This is a genomic window from Sphingomonas cellulosilytica (genome assembly GCF_052321755.1).
GTDB lineage: Bacteria > Pseudomonadota > Alphaproteobacteria > Sphingomonadales > Sphingomonadaceae > Sphingomonas.
On record NZ_JBQRTT010000009.1, the window covers coordinates 74,255 to 88,980 of the forward strand.

The following is a 14,726-nucleotide window of genomic DNA, read 5'->3' on the forward strand; positions in this document are numbered from 1 at the left end:
CCACCCCCATTCGCCCCGAGCCCGTCGAAGGGCCGCTCGCCACCAGCGCCACGCCCGTGGCAGCCCGCCCTTCGACAGGCTCAGGGCAGATGGGATGTCAGTGAACACAAGGCTCGTGGTGCACAGGCCCATGCCGGAGGGCAAACCGCCCGCTTCGGGCAGGACGGCACACCCTCGCCCCACACCCGTTGGCCCTGAGCCTGTCGAAGGGCCGCTCGCCACAAGCGGCACGCCCGTGGCAGCCCGCCCTCCGCCGGACCCACGGCAAACGGGACGCGACAAGTGGATCGATCGCCGCGAACCCGCCGGGACGTGACGGACCGCGATCGATCACCCGCCCCCGCGCAAGTCCGAACACGCGACGTGCGCGGCCCGAAACCCTCAGCCCTCGGCCGCATCCTCATCGGCGCCGGCCGCGGGGCGTTCGAACCACGCCTCGACCTCACCGGTCAGCTTGATCGTCAGCGGGCGGCCGTGCCGGTCCACCTTCTTGCCCAGCGCCACGCGGATCCAGCCGGCCGGGCGGTCATATTCCTCGACGTCGCGGCGTTCGATGCCCTTGAAGCGGATGCCGATGCCGCGCTCCAGCGCGGCCTGGTCGAAATGGGGGCTCGACGGATCGGTCGACAGGCGATCGGGAGGCGTATCGGTCATCCCTGCGCGCTTAACGGCAACCATCGGCGCCCGCCACGAAAAAGCGGCGCGAACCGAAGTCCGCGCCGCCTTCCCGACGAAACCGTCTGCGGCTCAATAGCCGTAGCCGTATCCATAGCCGTAGCGCGGCCCGTAATCGTAATAACGCTCACGCACGACCACCGGCGGCGGGGGCGGGGGCGCATAATAGCGGTCGCGATAGACGACCCGCGGCGGCGGCGGCGGCGCATCGTAATAATAGCCGCGGTCGTAATAGCGGTCGCGGTTGCTGCTGGCGACGGCCGCACCGATGCCCAGGCCGACGATCCCGCCGAGCAGCGCACCCGCGGCGACATCGCCACCGCCGCGATGGCGATAGCCGCCCCAGCGCTGCGCATCCGCCGGCGCCGCTGCGGTCAGCGCGGTGGCAGCGAGCGCGATCCCCAGACCTGCCTTCTTCATCAACGCATTCATGACGTCGAACTCCTCATGACAACGCCCGGGCAAAACGCGTGAGACTGCGAGCGTGTTGCATGCCTCCTAGGTGATTCGCCCTGAACCGGGCCGGAATGTCGTGTTCATCCAATGTTTAACCCCGCCCCGCCCGGCAGCGTCGACCGCCGGCAATCCCCATTCACGAATCCGACACAATCCGGGCCTATCGCACGCGCGACGCCGGGGGGCGGTCATCATCATCCGCGCACGGATCCGCGTCAGGGCAACGGCCCACGCGGGTGCCTGCCGACGGCTCCCCTCCAACACCAAAAGGGGACTATCGTGACCACCCGCCTGTTCAAGACCATGCTGCTGCTCGGCGCCGCCGCCGGCGCCACGCCTGCGTTCGCCCAAACCGCCACCCCCGCGACCGATGCGACGCCCGCCGCCGCCGCGCAGGCGGATGCCGGCGACCTCGGCGATATCGTCGTCACCGCCGAACGCCGTTCGGAAAACCTCCAGCGCGTGCCGCTGTCGGTCGCCGTCGTCGGCGGCGCCGACCTGCGCGCCTTCCAGGCAGGCGGCGAGGATATCCTGGCGCTCTCCGGCCGCGTCCCCGGCCTCTATGCCGAAACCACGACCGGCCGCATCTTCCCGCGCTTCTATATCCGCGGTTTGGGCAACGTGGATTTTTACTTAGGGGCCAGCCAACCCGTCTCCATCATCCAGGACGATGTCGTCCTCGAACACGTCGTGCTGAAGTCGAACCCGGTGTTCGACGTCAACCAGGTCGAGGTGCTGCGCGGCCCGCAGGGCTCGCTGTTCGGCCGCAACACGACGGCGGGCATCATCAAGTTCGACACCATCCGCCCGAGCCAGACCTGGCAGGGCCGCGCCTCCGCCTCGATCGGCAGCTATGCGACGACGACGCTCGATGCCGGCGTCGGCGGCCCGCTGATCGCGGACAAGGTCGCCTTCCGCCTGTCCGGCCTGATCCAGCATCACAACGACTGGGTCGACAACACCTTCGCCGGCGTCAGCGCGGACGGCACGCCGACGCCGCAGAAGAATGCGATGGGCGGCTTCGACGAGCGCGACGTGCGCCTCCAGCTGCTGCTGACCCCCAGCGATGCCTTCTCGGTCAACCTGTCGGGCCATGCCCGCCATTACGACGGCACCTCGACGCTGTTCCACCGCGCCGCGCTCAAGAAGGGCTCGAACTCGGTCGCCGCCGAACCGCGCGGAGCGGTCGCCTATGACGAGGGCAAGAACAACCCGCAGGATTACGACACCTACGGCTGGTCGGTGAACGCCGCCTACGACTTCGGGCCCGTCACGCTGACCTCGATCAGCGCCTATGAAACCACGTCGGGCTTCAGCCGCGGCGATACCGACGGCGGCGCCGCCGCGAACTATCCGGTGAACGGCGTTGCCAACGGCTTCGGGCAGAGCCAGGGCAACGTCCGCGCGCTCGGCCAGTATACGCAGGAAATCCGCCTCGCCTCGCCCTCGGCGGATCGCTTCACCTGGCAGGTCGGCGGGTTCTACTTCAACCAGAACGACACCACGGACTTCTACCAGCGCGCCTTCTTTCTGACGACGGCGGCGCGCAATCCCAACAACTGGGTGCGCCTGCACAACGTCAACACCAGCTGGGCGCTGTTCGGCCAGGCGAGCTTCAAGGTCACGGACGCCTTCACCATCACCGGCGGCTTCCGCGAAACCGACGACACCAAGAAGACGACGCTGCTCAAGACCGCGAACACCGTCGCCAACGTCTCCACCTACACCGGCCGCCGCTACGTCCGCCTGTCGGACACGACTCCGAGCTGGGACGTGTCGGCGCTCTATCAGGTCGATCCCGACAACAGCCTGTACGCGCGCGTCGCCCGCGGCTTCCGCGGCCCGACGATCCAGGGCCGCTCGGCGGTGTTCAACGCCGACTTCACCACCGCGAACAGCGAGACGATCACCAGCTACGAAGTCGGCTCGAAAAGCCTGCTGCTCGACGGCCGCCTGCGCTTCAACACGTCGCTGTTCACCTACACGGTCGACGACATCCAGCTGAACGGCAACGACAGCTTCGGCAACGGCGTCCTCTTCAACGCCGACAAGGCACGCGCCTATGGTATCGAGATCGATAGCGAATTCCGCCCGATCCCCAACCTGACGCTGACGCTGGGCGCCAGCGCCCTGTCGTCGAAGATCCGGGACAAGCGCGTCTATGCGCAGGTCTGCGGCCTCAACGGCGTCGTGGTCTGCACCGTGCTCGATCCGACGATCCGCATCGGCAGCAACGTCTTCGCGCAGATCGACGGCAATCCCCTGCCCAACGCCCCGCGCTGGAACCTCGATGCGACCGCGCGCTACGACGTGCCGCTCGGCAACGGCGGCCGCGTGTTCGCCGCCACCGACTGGAACATCCAGGGCTACACCAACTTCGTGCTTTACAGGACGCGCGAATTCTACGCGACGGGCAACTTCGAAGGCGGCCTGAAGATCGGCTACACCACCCCCGACGACCGCTTCGAAGTCGCCGCCTTCGCCCGCAACATCACCAACGAAAAGAACCTGAAGGGCGTGATCGAAAACTACATGGCCGCCGTCTTCAACGAACCCCGCATCATCGGCCTGTCGGTGAGCGGCCGGTTCAAATAAGCGAACCTGTACCAGACGGCAGGGGGCGGCACCGCAAGGCGCCGCCCCCTTTTTTCTTACCCGCCACCTATCCCCGTTCGCCCTGAGTCTGAAGGGCAAGGCACGTCGAGCGTCATGCCCGCGCTTCGACAAGCTCAGCGCTAACGGTGAGGATAGGCTCCGCCTCATCCCGTCATTGCGAGCGGAGCGAAGCAATCCAGAGCTGGATCAGGACGCCCTGGATTGCCGCGCTTCGCTCGCAATGACGGATACCCCCGCGCCCACAAAAGAGGAGGCGCCCGGTTCCCCGGACGCCCCCTCTTCGAACCCACCGAAAGCGTTACGCCGCCATCTTGGCCCGCGACGCCTTCTTGCGCTCGTGCGGATCGAGGTGGCGCTTGCGCAGGCGGATCGACTTGGGCGTCACCTCCACCATCTCGTCGTCATCGATATAGGCGATCGCCTGTTCCAGCGTCATCTTCTTGGGCGGAGTGAGGCGGATCGCATCGTCCTTGCCGCCGCTGGCGCGGAAGTTGGTCAGCTGCTTCGCCTTCATCGGATTGACCTCGAGGTCGTCCGTCTTGGCGTTCTCGCCGATGATCATGCCCTCGTACAGCGCCTCGCCGTGGCCGACGAACAGGATGCCGCGATCCTCGAGCGGGCCGAGGGCATAGGACTGCGCCTCACCCGCACCGTTGGAGATCAGCACGCCGTTCTTGCGGCCTTCGATGTTGCCCTTGTGGGGGCCATACTTCTCGAACAACCGGTTCATGATGCCGGTGCCGCGCGTGTCCGACAGGAACTCGCCGTGATAGCCGATCATGCCGCGCGAGGGCGCGGAGAAGGTGATGCGCGTCTTGCCGCCGGTCGACGGGCGCATGTCGGTCAGCTCCGCCTTACGCAGGTTCATCTTCTCGACGACGGTGCCCGAATGCTCCTCGTCCACGTCGATGATGACGGTTTCGTACGGCTCGGTCTTCTTGCCGTCCTCGTCCTCGCCGAACAGCACGCGCGGGCGGCTGATGCCGAGTTCGAAGCCCTCGCGCCGCATCGTCTCGATCAGCACGCCCAATTGCAGTTCGCCGCGCCCCGCCACCTCGAAGCTGTCGCGATCGGCCGCCTCGGTCACCTTCACGGCGACGTTGGACTCGGCCTCGCGGAACAGGCGGTCGCGGATCATGCGGCTCGTCACCTTGGTCCCCTCGCGACCCGCCATCGGCGAATCGTTCACCGCAAAGCGCATCGACAGCGTCGGCGGGTCGATCGGCTGCGCGTGCAGCGCCTCGGTCACGCTGGTGTCGGCGATCGTGTTGGCGACCGTCGCGACGGTGAGGCCGGCAAGGCTGATGATGTCGCCCGCGCTCGCTTCCTCCACCGGCACGCGATCGAGGCCGCGGAACGACAGGATCTTGGACGCACGGCCGACCTCGACGACGTTGCCGTCATTGTCGAGCGCGTGGATCGGCTGGTTGGTCTTCACCGTGCCCGAGTTGACCCGGCCGGTCAGGATGCGGCCCAGGAAGTTGTCGCGGTCGAGCAGCGTCACCAGGAAGGTGAAGGCTGCGTCCTTGTCCAGGTTCGGCGCCGGCACGTGGCTGACGATCGTCTCGAACATCGGGATCAGCGTGCCTTCGCGCGCGTCCATGTCGGTCGAGGCATAGCCGTTGCGGCCCGAGGCATAGAGCACCGGGAAATCGAGCTGCTCGTCATTGGCATCGAGGCTGACGAACAGGTCGAACACCTCGTCCAGCACCTCCTGGATGCGCGCGTCGGGGCGATCGACCTTGTTGACGACGACGATCGGCTTCAGGCCCAGCGCCAGCGCCTTGCCGGTCACGAACTTGGTCTGCGGCATCGCGCCTTCCGACGAATCGACCAGCAGGACGACGCCATCGACCATCGACAGGATGCGCTCCACCTCGCCGCCGAAGTCGGCGTGGCCCGGCGTATCGACGATGTTGATCCGCACCGTCTCGCCGCCGCCCGGGGGCGCCCAGTCGACCGAGGTCGGCTTGGCGAGAATGGTGATCCCGCGCTCCTTTTCGAGGTCGTTCGAATCCATCGCGCGCTCTTCGACGCGCTGGTTGTCGCGGAAGGTGCCCGACTGGCGGAACAGCTGGTCGACCAGGGTCGTCTTGCCGTGATCGACGTGCGCGATGATCGCCACGTTGCGGAGGCTCATGGGAATTCCTGATGTGAAGATGGATTGCGCGCGCCCATAGCCGAAATGCTGCGCCGCGGGAAGGGGGTGGCGGCGGCGGATAGATGACGGAGATCACGCTGTCGCGGACCGCCGCGCATGCACCCACCCAACCGCCGAGCGATCGCGGCCCTATCTCAGCTTCACCGCGTGCAGACCCGTCTTGGTGGAAATGATCAGATATCCATCCGGCGTGATGGCTAGGTTGCCGCCAAACGACGTGGTCCATGTAGGCGCAGGATTGCCGCCGTTTAGTTCAACGGCGAACGTCGTCGTCGCATTCGCGACGAACAAGTGGCTGTCTGTGACAATCACATTGCTGGTCAGGTTTCCGCTGCCGCCCACATTGATCGAGCTCGTGACTAGACCAGTGGCCACATCAATCAGGTCGACGATCGTGCTGGAAGACCGAACCGCATAGATTTGCCCGCTACGGACTGCGGGCTGCCCCGTGTAGCTATAACTCGTACGCCACATCGGCTTGCTGCCATTGATGGCAAAACCGATAATCGGCAACGATTTACCGAACAGATAGTTATCGGCATATGTGAAGATATGGCCATTGCCATCCAGCATCGGAGCGCCGTCGTATTCCCCAAAATAACTTATGAAGTTTTAAGAAAAGAACGGATTCTGGATACTCTGGAGAAGTTTGCCGTCCCGACTCAGAATTGAGAGTGCTCCCACTCGAAAAAAGTAGACGTACTTCTGGTCGACTGCGACGCTTTCCCCCTGCATCACATAACCGCCATACTGAGAATTGTCAGCATTCCGCCAGATTCTGTCTCCGGTGGCGGCGTTCGCGTCAAAGACGACGTTTCCATAATAACCGGACGTGAAGAACACTTCATCTCCGACGAGCGTCAATACGCTACCGGTACTGAATTGCGCGTCGTAAGTTACCGTGCTGACATAACCACCGTTCGAGGCATTGATGACCTGAAAAGGTGCCGCGGAGGACGTGTTATTAGGCGCCATCGACGCCACGCGGCCGTTCGCATACGCTGGAGCGAATGGCGCCGTATTCTGGTAGACATTGTTGCCGCCCAGATCAAATCCCCAAAGTGACGTACCGCCCGACGTCGATACGGCCTGCGTGTAGATATGGCCGTCCGCCTGCAACACATTATAGAACACGCTTCCTGTCCGAGCCGCGATATCGCTGGGAGGTTTGGGTGTCGTGATCGTCCATGCGTCAGCGAATCTTGCGGACGAGTAGCTCCCGGCGACGTAGCCGGTGTGCCCCGGATCGCCCTGCAAGGTCGACCAGTTGCCGTCGCTGGGAATGGGAGAGGAGATCGGCAGAGTCGCCGATGTGGGCGTCGGTGTCGGTGTGGGCGTGGGCGTGGGCGTGGGCGTGGGCGTGGGCGTGGGCGTGGGAGCAGGTGTCGGTGTCGGTGTCGGTGTCGGGGTTGGCGAAGGGGCGGGCGTGACGCTTATGGCCCCGCCTCCGCTCGATCCATCGCTGCCGCCGCATGCCGCCACCAAAGCCAACAAGGGGAGCACCCCCAGCCTCAAATGTTTCATGTATCCCCCATGTTGACCAGTACGGAGAAAGGCCGGCGCAATAGTATCACCCGAGAATGGATCGACAAGCATCCGGCAAGGTGGCTCGACATTTTTTGCATCGACGATCTGCCGCGCACGCGACCTTTCGATGATTATCAACCGCGCGATGAGCATGAATTTTTGAACACTCCCATGCGGATCTTCGGCAGGTCCAGACCGCACAATCGAGCGGGACCGTTTCACGGAGCGCGCATGACAACCCTTCACTTCGATCCATAAGCCGTCGCGCCGGGAATACGCAGGCGCTCCCAAACATTGGCAGGTCGCTGTCCTACACCCCGCCGTTCCGCTACACTACCGCCATGGTCACGCCCGTCCTTGCTTGCTCCCGTCGCACGGGGCACATGCGGGGCGCGATTCCGACGCCGACGTGCCGTCAACTTCGGCAACTTCCGCGCCCGAATCACCCCCGGCCGCGGCGAGGCGTATTATTAGCGTGACACACTTGAACCCCGCCCCTGCAACCGGCACATTGCGGGCGACCGGGCCGATGCCTGCTGGAGGACGATGATGGCGACCACCGCCGATACGCTGACTGGACAGACTGGGACCGGACAGACCGGGACTGCACCCAGCCTGGTGCTCACCCCGCCCGATCCCGTGCCGACGGTACAGGCCGAGCGCGCCGCCGGGCTGGTGCCGGTGGACGAGGCCAAGAAGACGCAGCTCGAGGCGCGCGTCGATACCTTCGTCAGCGAACTGGTGGCGCAGGACGTCAACAGCCCCGAATTCGGCAAGCGCGTCGATGCGATCACCGCAATGGGCGCCAAGGAAATCCGCGAGGCGGCGGGCCAGTCCAACCGGTTCCTCGACCGCCCGATCCGCGCGATGGACAAGGACACCGGCGTCGGCGCCGACCTTGCGCAGCTGCGCCGGGTGATCGAAGATCTCGATCCCGGCCGCAAGGGCGCGCTCAGCGGGCCGAAGAAGATCTTCGGCATCATCCCCTTCGGCTCCAAGATGCGCGACTATTTCGACAGCTACCAGTCGTCGCAGACGCACATCAGCTCGATCCTCAAGAACCTTGCCGGCGGCAAGGACGAGCTGCTGATGGACAATGCCGCGATCGATACCGAACGCGCCAACCTGTGGGCGGCGATGGGCCGGCTCGAACAGATGATCCACCTCAGCAAGACGATGGACGCGCGGCTGGAGGATACGGCCAACGAACTCGACCATACCGATCCCGCCAAGGCCAAGGCGATCCGCGAGACCGCGCTCTTCTACACCCGCCAGCGCACGCAGGACCTGCTGACCCAGATGGCGGTGACGGTGCAGGGCTATCTGGCGCTCGACCTCGTCAAGAAGAACAACGTCGAGCTGGTGAAGGGCGTCGATCGCGCCAGCACCACCACCGTCTCGGCGCTGCGCACCGCGGTGACGGTGGCGCAGGCGCTGACCAACCAGAAGCTGGTGCTGGAATCGATCACCCAGCTGAACACCACCACCGCCAACATCATCGATTCGACCGGCAAGCTGCTGCGCAGCAACACCGCCGCGATCCACGAACAGGCCGCCGCCTCCACCATCCCGCTGGAAACGCTGCAACGCGCCTTCCAGAACATCTACGACACGATGGACGCGATCGATACGTTCAAGCTGAAGGCGCTCGATTCGATGAAGACCACCGTCACCGCACTGGGCAGCGAGGTGGAGAAATCCAAGGGCTATATCGCCCGTGCCGAGGGCGCCGCGCAGGGCGCGCTGAGGGGTCCGGGCGGCGACCAATACCGCCTGGAGTCGCTGTGACGCGATGACCGAGGTCGACCAGCAGATCGAACGCGCCCGCGCCGTGATGGCGCGGATCAGCGAGGATTATCGCGGGCAGGTCAGCACCGCCTATCGCGCGCACGGCAAGCGGCTGAAGCGCAAGGCGGTCGGCGTCGGCACCCGCCTCGCCTTCATCTTCGCGGTCAATGCGATCATCCTGATCGCGGCGGGCGTGCTGGGCGTGATGCTGCCGACGGGGATCGGCCTGTTCGGCGGGCTCGCCGTGCTGCTGCTGATGGCGGCGGTGACGATCGCCATCGCCATCGCGCCCGCCGCGCGCGCGCCGTCGGCAAAGACGCTGCGCGAGGTCGACATCAAGGCGCTGCCCGCCAAGACCGAACGCTGGCTGGAGGCGCAGCGGCCTGCGCTGCCGGCGCCGGCGCGCGGGCTGGTCGACCAGATCGGCGTCCGCCTCGAAACGCTGTCGCCGCAGCTCGGCCGGCTCCAGGGGCGCGAGGAAGAGGCCTATGAGGTGCGCCGCCTGATCGGCGAGCAACTGCCCGCCTTCGTCAACGATTATGCCCGCGTGCCCGAACCGCTGCGCCGCGTCGAGCGCAACGGCCGCACCCCCGATGCCGAACTCGTCGCCGGCCTCCAGCTGATCGAGCAGGAGATCGCCGACATGACCGCCCGGCTGGCGCAGAACGACCTCGACAGCCTGTCGACGCGCGGACGCTATCTCGAGATCAAATATCGTGACGAGACCGGCGGGTAAGCTCGCTTGCCCCGCCGGCTCTTTGCGCTAATCATCTGGCGGAGAACGATAAAGGGGAGAGACGATGCTGATCCTGCTGCTCGCCGCGCAAGCTGCCCAGGTGCAGCCGGCGCCCGCCGGACCGACGCTGGGCGCCAGCGACCACCGTGTCGACCAGCCGATCGCCGCCCCCGCCCGCAAGCCCGACTTCGCCGACGAATTCAACGGCGCCCGCGTCGATACGACCACGTGGCGCTTCGACGGCGATTATAACAAGCAGGGCTGGTTCAACCACGAGAAGCAATATTACGGCCCCGCCAACGCCCGCGTCGCCGGCGGCACCCTGACCCTCACCGCGCGCCGCGAGACGCCGACCGCGCCCGATTCCGGCGGCCAGTCCTATACGTCGGCCAAGCTCGTCAGCCGCGACACCTTCGGCTACGGCTTCTACGAGGTCAGCGCCCGCCTGCCCTGCGGCCGCGGCATGTGGCCGGCGATCTGGATGCTGCCGACCAGCGGCACCTGGCCCGCGATGGGGGAGATCGACATCATGGAGATGGTCGGCTGGAACCCCAATGTGGTCCACGCGACGCTGCACAGCGAAGCCTACAACCACGTCAAGGGCACGCAGCGCGGCGCTGACGTCACCGTGCCGACCGCCTGCACGGCATTCCACCGCTACCAGCTCGACTGGCGGCCGGACGCGATCCTGATCGGCGTCGACGGCCGCTCCTATATGCGCGTCGCCAACGACAAGCCCGGCGGCGCCGCGGCCTGGCCCTTCACCCGTCCGTTCCGCATGATCCTCAACCTGGCGGTCGGCGGCGACTGGGGCGGCGCCAGGGGCATCGACGATGCCGCGCTGCCGCAGGCGATGCGCGTCGACTATGTCCGCTACTGGCGGCGATGATCGCTCACCGCCACGCCTTGACGCCGAGCATGCCCAGGCCGCCGCACGCGGTCAGCACCGCCAGCATCACCATCACCGCGCTGAAATCCTGTGGGCTGGCGAGCCACCAGGTCAGCGGCGGCCCGAGCAGCGAAGGCGCGGTGTTGGCGAGGTTGAGGAAGCCCAGGTCGCGGCCGCGGTGCCGCGGGCTCGGCAGCAACTGCATCGCGAACGCCGCATGCAGCGCCACGAACACCGAAGATCCCAGCGTATACACGCCGAACGCCACCGCCCCCGCCACCCAGCCGCGCGCCGCCGCCATCCCGATCAGCCCGACCACCGCCACCCCCGCGGCCAGCAGCAGGAACGGCTTGCGCCGCCGGGTGAGGTCGGAAAGCCGGCCGAGCAGCAACGCAAAGGGCAGCGGCACGACAAAGGCCAGCGTCAGCAGATGGCCGATCCGCACCGGCAGGCCGCCATGCTCCCCCGGGGGCAGGAAGCTCTCGAAATAATAGAGCAGATAGGCCTGCGTCACCACCGCGGCGATCTGCACCAGCAACCGCGATACGCCCGCCACGACCAGGTCGCGGCGCGGCGGCGCCGGCGCCGGCGCCGTGCCCTCCTCCACCACGAGCCTCTGCCGGGTCAGCAGCAGCGGCAGGGTGCACACTCCGGTCACCACCGGCACCATCGCCAACCGCCCCGCCTCCGACGCCGATGCCGCGCCGACCAGCACCGCCGAGAATGCCGAGGCGGCCGGCGCGCCGAGCGACAGCAGGCCGCCGGCCAGCCCCTTCTGCGCGTCCGGTATCTCCTCCGCCATGGTCGCCATCATCGGTGCGAGCAGGGCATTCACCGCCAGCTGGAAGGCGACGATCGCCGCGACGATCGCCCCCGGCGTCGTGGCGAGCGCGACGCCGGCGTAGGTGACGGCGGTGGCGACGATCCCGCCCGCCATCCACCGCCGCCGGCCGCCGCCCCGGCGCAGCGAGCGGTCGCTCAGCCAGCCGAACAGGATGTTGGACGCGCTCGCCGCGACCGCGCCGGCGGTGGCGCAGGCGGCGAACACCCCGATCCGCGCCTCGCCCCCCAGCCCCTCCACCTTCACCGGCAACAACAGCGTCAACAACGGCAGATAGGCGATGACGCCACCGACATTCGCCAGCGCGAAGATGAGCAGAAAGGCGGGCGAGCGACGGACGGACGACATGGGGCCGCGAACCTGCCCGCCCCGGCGCCTTCCTGCAACCGACACCCGCGTACCGCCATGTGCCGTGTGCCGTCTCGCACCTGTTCAAGGACCAACCGTGCTCCTCGATCGGCGCACCGGTTCAAGAGACCTAGGGCCGACCAACCTTCAATCCTCCCCCGCCAGGGGGAGGTGGCAGGCGCAGCCTGACGGAGGGGGAGGTAAGCGACGACCAGCGTTGGGAGTCCTCCCCCCTCCGTCGCCTTCGGCGCCACCTCCCCCTGGCGGGGGAGGACGACAAAGGCCCGTCATCCTGCCTGTCGACTGGTCTTAGGGATCTGTCGCTACGCGTTCCCCAACGACGGACCTCCCCGTAGACACGCCCGTCAGGGTCGCATCGTCGCCCCCTCCAGCATCGCGGTCGACACCATCGTCCGGTCGCCGGCATCACGGGCCAGTGCCACCCGGTAGCGGCCCGGCGCGATCCGCCAGCCGGGCAGCTTCACGTCGTAATCCGCCACCACCCGCGGCTCCGCGGTCAGCGTCACCCGCCGCGTCTCACCCGGCTTCAGCGTGACGCGCGTGAAGCCTGCCAGTCGCATCGGTGCGTCGCCGCCGTCGCGCGCCACGTACATCTGCGGCACGTCCGCGCCGGCCCGCTTGCCGGTGTTCACCACGTCGAACGTCACCGACAGCCGCGCGCCGCCGGTCACCACCGGGTTGCGATAGGCGAACTGCGTGTAGCTGAGCCCGTGGCCGAAACGGAACAGCGGCGTCAGCCCCTTCTTCTCGTACCAGCGATAGCCGACATCGGCGCCCTCGACGTAATCGACCGGGAAGCTTTCCAGCACATAGGTGGATGCCGCCGCCGGATTCGCCGCCGCTGCCGCTTCCAGCCCGCCCAGCCGGTCGAGGCCGACGGGCCGCGGGCGTGGCGGCTGCGAGGCGTCTGCGGGAAAGGTGATCGGTAGCCGGCCCGACGGATTGACCCGCCCGGTCAGGATCGCGGCCAATGCCTCGCCACCCCGCTGGCCGGGGTACCAGGCCTGCACCACAGCCGGCACCGCCTTGATCCACGGCATCAGCACCGGCCCGCCGGTTTCCATCACCGCCACCGTGCGCGGCTGGGCGGCGGCGATCGCCGCGATCAGCGCGTCCTGCTGGTTGGGCAGGCGCAGGTCGGGCACGTCGTCCGCCTCCGTCGTCCATTGCGTCGCAAAGACGATGGCGAGATCCGCCGCCTTCGCTGCCGCCACCGTCGCATTGAGGCTGCGTCCGTCGACCCAGTCCACCCGCACGCCCGGCAGCGCCTTGCGCAGCGCGGCGAGCGGCGAGGAGGCGTGGTAGGTGATCCGCGCGAACGACGCCGATCCGCCGGTCGCCAGCGGAAGCTCGACCGGCGCGCCGCCGACCGATCGCACCTGGCTCGATCCGCCGCCGGACAGCACGCCGACATCGGCATTGCCGCCGATCACCACGATCCGTTTGGCGGTGCGCGCGATCGGCAGCAGGCCGCCGTCGTTCTTCAGCAGCACGATGCCCGCCTCCGCCGCACGCTGCGCCACCTCGGCATGTGCGGCATAGGGCGGCGTCTGCGCACGCGTCGGCACCGGCGCGTCATAGGCGCCCGTCTCGATCAGCCCGGTCAGGTAGCGCGCGACCATGTCGTCGATCCGCGACTGCGGCACCTCGCCCTTCTCCACCGCGGCCTTCAGCGGCGCGGCGAAATAGAGCGCCTTGTCCAGTTCCTGTCCCGATTGCTGATCCAGTCCGGCATCGGCCGCCTTGATCGTCGAATGCACCGCGCCCCAGTCGCTCATCACCCAGCCCGGGTAGCCCCAGTCGCGCTTCAGCACGTCGGTCAGCAGGTGGCGGTTCTCGCACGACCAGTCGCCGTTCACCTTGTTGTAGGCGCACATCACCGATCCCGGCCGGCCGCCCTCGATCGCCAGCTGAAAGGCGAGCAGGTCGCTCATCCTCAGCGCCGCCTCGCCGATCCGCGCATCGACGACCATCCGCCCCGTCTCCTGCGCGTTGAGCGCGAAATGCTTGACCGTCGAAACAATGCGGTTGGACTGCACGCCCGCGATATGCGCCCCCGCCAGCGTGCCGGCGAGCAGCGGGTCCTCCCCCATATATTCGAAATTGCGCCCGTTCCACGGATCGCGCGTCAGGTTGACGCCGCCTGCCAGCAGTACGTTGAAGCGCTTGGCGCGCGCCTCCGCGCCGATCATCGTGCCGCCCGCCCGCGCGACGGCGGGGTCGAAGCTCGCCGCGGTGGCGAGTGCCGAGGGCAAGGCGGTGGCAACGTCGCCCACGCGCTGCTCGACCTGATTGGCGACGCCGAGCGAGGCATCGCTCTCGCGCACCACCGGCACGCCCAGGCGGGGGATGCCGTCGATATGGCCCGCGGACGGGATCAGCGCCTCGCGCGTCTTGCCCGCCGCCATCGGCGGGAACAGCCCGTGGAGCAGCGCGATCTTCTCATCCAGCGTCATCCGCGCGACGATTCCGTCGGCCCGCGCCCGCGCCGCACCGGCCGTCGCGTCCGCCGGCGCCTGCGCCGCGGTGCGCGTCTGTGCCGCAGCCGACGCCAGGGCCGCCATCGCAAGCACGCTCGTGCCCGCCCACATCACCAACCGCCTCATTGCATCCTCCCACACATGTTTTCGGCTCTTGAAAGCATATCGCGTGAACGTTCACAACTACG

At 67.3% G+C, this 14,726-nt stretch carries 11 protein-coding genes; 4 read left to right on the forward strand and 7 right to left on the reverse strand.

Translation table 11 applies throughout. The annotated features are described in order from the left end of the window. Positions 1-381: 381 nt before the first annotated feature. Positions 382-654, reverse strand: coding sequence for a DUF3297 family protein (locus tag ACTZQ5_RS12975; protein WP_443585610.1), 273 nt, complete (start codon positions 652-654; stop codon positions 382-384). Between the two features lie 93 nt (positions 655-747). Further along, positions 748-1,107, reverse strand: a complete 360-nt coding sequence (locus ACTZQ5_RS12980; RefSeq protein WP_443585611.1) for a hypothetical protein — start codon at positions 1,105-1,107, stop codon at positions 748-750. 327 nt (positions 1,108-1,434) lie between these two features. On the opposite strand from ACTZQ5_RS12980, the gene ACTZQ5_RS12985 reads away from it, so the two are divergent. Beyond that, positions 1,435-3,726, forward strand: a complete 2,292-nt coding sequence (locus ACTZQ5_RS12985; RefSeq protein WP_443585654.1) for a TonB-dependent receptor — start codon at positions 1,435-1,437, stop codon at positions 3,724-3,726. 319 nt (positions 3,727-4,045) lie between these two features. On the opposite strand, the gene typA is transcribed toward ACTZQ5_RS12985, so the two are convergent. The 3 genes from typA to ACTZQ5_RS13000 all read right to left on the reverse strand — a co-directional run bounded on the left by typA (position 4,046) and on the right by ACTZQ5_RS13000 (position 7,657). Then, on the reverse strand, positions 4,046-5,887 hold the full coding sequence (gene typA / locus ACTZQ5_RS12990; RefSeq protein ID WP_443585612.1) for a translational GTPase TypA: 1,842 nt from the start codon (positions 5,885-5,887) through the stop codon (positions 4,046-4,048). A 150-nt stretch (positions 5,888-6,037) separates the two neighbouring features. After that, complete coding sequence (locus tag ACTZQ5_RS12995) at positions 6,038-6,481, reverse strand: hypothetical protein (RefSeq protein ID WP_443585613.1); 444 nt, start codon at positions 6,479-6,481, stop codon at positions 6,038-6,040. Positions 6,482-6,520: 39 nt separating this feature from the next. Further along, positions 6,521-7,657, reverse strand: coding sequence for an outer membrane protein assembly factor BamB family protein (locus ACTZQ5_RS13000; protein ID WP_443585614.1), 1,137 nt, complete (start codon positions 7,655-7,657; stop codon positions 6,521-6,523). Positions 7,658-7,984: 327 nt separating this feature from the next. On the opposite strand from ACTZQ5_RS13000, the gene ACTZQ5_RS13005 reads away from it, so the two are divergent. From ACTZQ5_RS13005 to ACTZQ5_RS13015, 3 genes are all read left to right on the forward strand, one after another. Beyond that, a complete protein-coding gene (locus ACTZQ5_RS13005) occupies positions 7,985-9,223 on the forward strand; it encodes a toxic anion resistance protein (protein WP_443585615.1) in 1,239 nt (412 codons plus the stop codon). A gap of 4 nt (positions 9,224-9,227) precedes the next feature. Next, on the forward strand, positions 9,228-9,959 hold the full coding sequence (locus tag ACTZQ5_RS13010; RefSeq protein WP_443585616.1) for a hypothetical protein: 732 nt from the start codon (positions 9,228-9,230) through the stop codon (positions 9,957-9,959). A gap of 64 nt (positions 9,960-10,023) precedes the next feature. Continuing rightward, complete coding sequence (locus tag ACTZQ5_RS13015; RefSeq protein WP_443585617.1) at positions 10,024-10,848, forward strand: glycoside hydrolase family 16 protein; 825 nt, start codon at positions 10,024-10,026, stop codon at positions 10,846-10,848. Between the two features lie 4 nt (positions 10,849-10,852). Here the strand turns inward: ACTZQ5_RS13015 and ACTZQ5_RS13020 are convergent, their stop codons facing one another. Next, a complete protein-coding gene (locus tag ACTZQ5_RS13020) occupies positions 10,853-12,037 on the reverse strand; it encodes an MFS transporter (protein ID WP_443585618.1) in 1,185 nt (394 codons plus the stop codon). Positions 12,038-12,402: 365 nt separating this feature from the next. Then, the gene (locus ACTZQ5_RS13025; protein ID WP_443585619.1) at positions 12,403-14,622 is read right to left on the reverse strand and encodes a beta-glucosidase; all 2,220 of its coding nucleotides are present in this window, start codon (positions 14,620-14,622) and stop codon (positions 12,403-12,405) included. Between the last annotated feature and the right edge of the window lie 104 nt (positions 14,623-14,726).